The following is a 1929-nucleotide window of genomic DNA, read 5'->3' as shown; positions in this document are numbered from 1 at the left end:
AATTTTCATTTGGCGTTTCGTTATTATCTTGTGTTATTAAGGTGTTTTCTTCAGAGGTATCCGTTTGCTCAGTTGCAGCGCTACCCTCTTGTTGTTCGACTGGTGTTTCGGTGAGTGTTTGTGCTTTAGAGATGTCAGCAGAAGAAGTGCCTTGTTGTGCTGCGTTTTCTGGTTGTAAAGGGTTGGGAGTCTTGGGTGGATTTTCTTTGCTTTTACTCCCGCGACCGCTTAATCCACCCTCTGTTACTGGTATGATTTTACCTTTCTCATTAACATCTATTGGTCCTATGTAACCCTTGACTTTTGTAGAAGGATTGCCCAACCCCTTTTCAACATCTTCAACCAAACTGGTGTTATTTTTATCACAGAGGGCACTATCACAACTGACTAAAGATACCTTGGTTAATTCTGCGCTTTGTGGGACAGTCTTTTTTAAATTTTCTACTATTTTAGCGCCCTCTTGACCTGCTAATTTCCTAACGCCATTTTCTTTTGTACCATGTCCGATTATTTGTGCGTTTGTTCTGCCTGTTAGGTTTTTTGGATTGCCTTGAATATTTTTTTGACTGCCATTTTTATTAATTTTAACAACAACAACATTTTCTTTACCGTGGCGCTCGTTTAATTTTTCAGTAATGCCTTGTTCTGCTTTTTTGGCGATCTCATCATCGCCTTTTTGAATAATTAAATAAGCGTCATATTTTTTTCTATCGTTTTTAGCTAAGGTGTCTTTTGGCTGTGAAGATTCTTTATCGGTTGGTAAACCTCTTTGGCTGGTTGCCTCTCCCTTATTTTCTGCGTTGGATGTGTGGTTGTTATTTTGCAATGTGCTGTCTTGTTGGGATGCTTGATTGGGTAATTCATTGGTGTCATTGGTATATTTTTTGTTGGCTCTGTCTTTTTTAAGGGTGTTGCTCTGTTTTATTGAAAATCCACCTTTCTGTAAATTCTCGTTTGGCGTTTCGTTGTTATCTTGTGTTGCTAAGGTGTTTTCTTCAGAGGTGTCCGTTTGCTTAATTGCAGAGTCATTCTCTTGTTGTTTGACTGGTGTTTCATTATTATCTTGTGTTACTGGGGTGCTTTCTTCAGGGGTATTCGTTTGCTCAGTTTCCGTTTGCTCAGTTACAGTGTTATCCTCTTGTTGTTGATCTGGTGTTTCGTTGTTGTCTTGCTCGCTTGAAGGTTCATCTTGTGAATTTTCATTGGGCGTTTTATTGTTGTCTTGCTCAACTGGGGTGCTCTTTTCAGGTGCAGTGGCTTGTGTGCTGGTTGGTTTTTTTATATAGGTTTGACCAACAATTTTATTTTTTAAAGATCGCGCACCTCTTCCTAAGCCCTTCCTAACTCTTTTAGGTGCAACAGGTCCTATGGATCCGCCTTGATAGACTTTATTAATACCTTCATAACCAAGTGCACTTTGAATTGTTGCTGTTATGTTGGTACTGCTAGAGCTTTCGTTTGTACGAGTTTTCACCTTAGAGGTGGTGATTGTTCCTTGAACTTCTAGGCCGCTTTGATCCACATCGGCTGAATTTAATTCTACATTGCCACCTACTTTTAAATTTAATGTGCCAGATATACCACTTCTTTGATCAATCACTAGATTGTCTTTCTTTTCTGAGCTAGATTTAACAAATAAACCTGATCCTGCAATCATTGTGGCAGCATCTACTCCCATATCCCCTCTGGATCTAGCATTGCCCGCTTTAAAAGATTTTTTGTTAACCCCTGCAGGCGTGCCACCACCCACAGTCATTTTGTATTTTTGAATATCTTCTCGGATAATATCAGCCCTGCTTTCTACTTTTAAATTGCCGCCAATATTGCCCTCTACTGTGCCACCAGAGTTAAGATTTGCACCCGCAAGAAGCACATCACCTTTAACATCTAGTGTGGTTTTGTTCTTGATATTAAAAGTCGCATTTTGAT

The 1929-nt window shown here is 39.5% G+C and carries 1 protein-coding gene; it reads right to left on the bottom strand.

Annotation, left to right across the window (positions count from 1 at the left end; all coding sequences use genetic code 11):
- Window positions 1-1929: C80 family cysteine peptidase (locus BAZSYMA_RS09580; protein WP_143243202.1), on the bottom strand; the 1929-nt coding region annotated here is incomplete at both ends.

This window comes from Bathymodiolus azoricus thioautotrophic gill symbiont, from assembly GCF_001298715.1.
Classification (GTDB): Bacteria; Pseudomonadota; Gammaproteobacteria; order PS1; family Pseudothioglobaceae; genus Thiodubiliella.
This window is presented reverse-complemented; position numbering and strand designations above follow the sequence as displayed.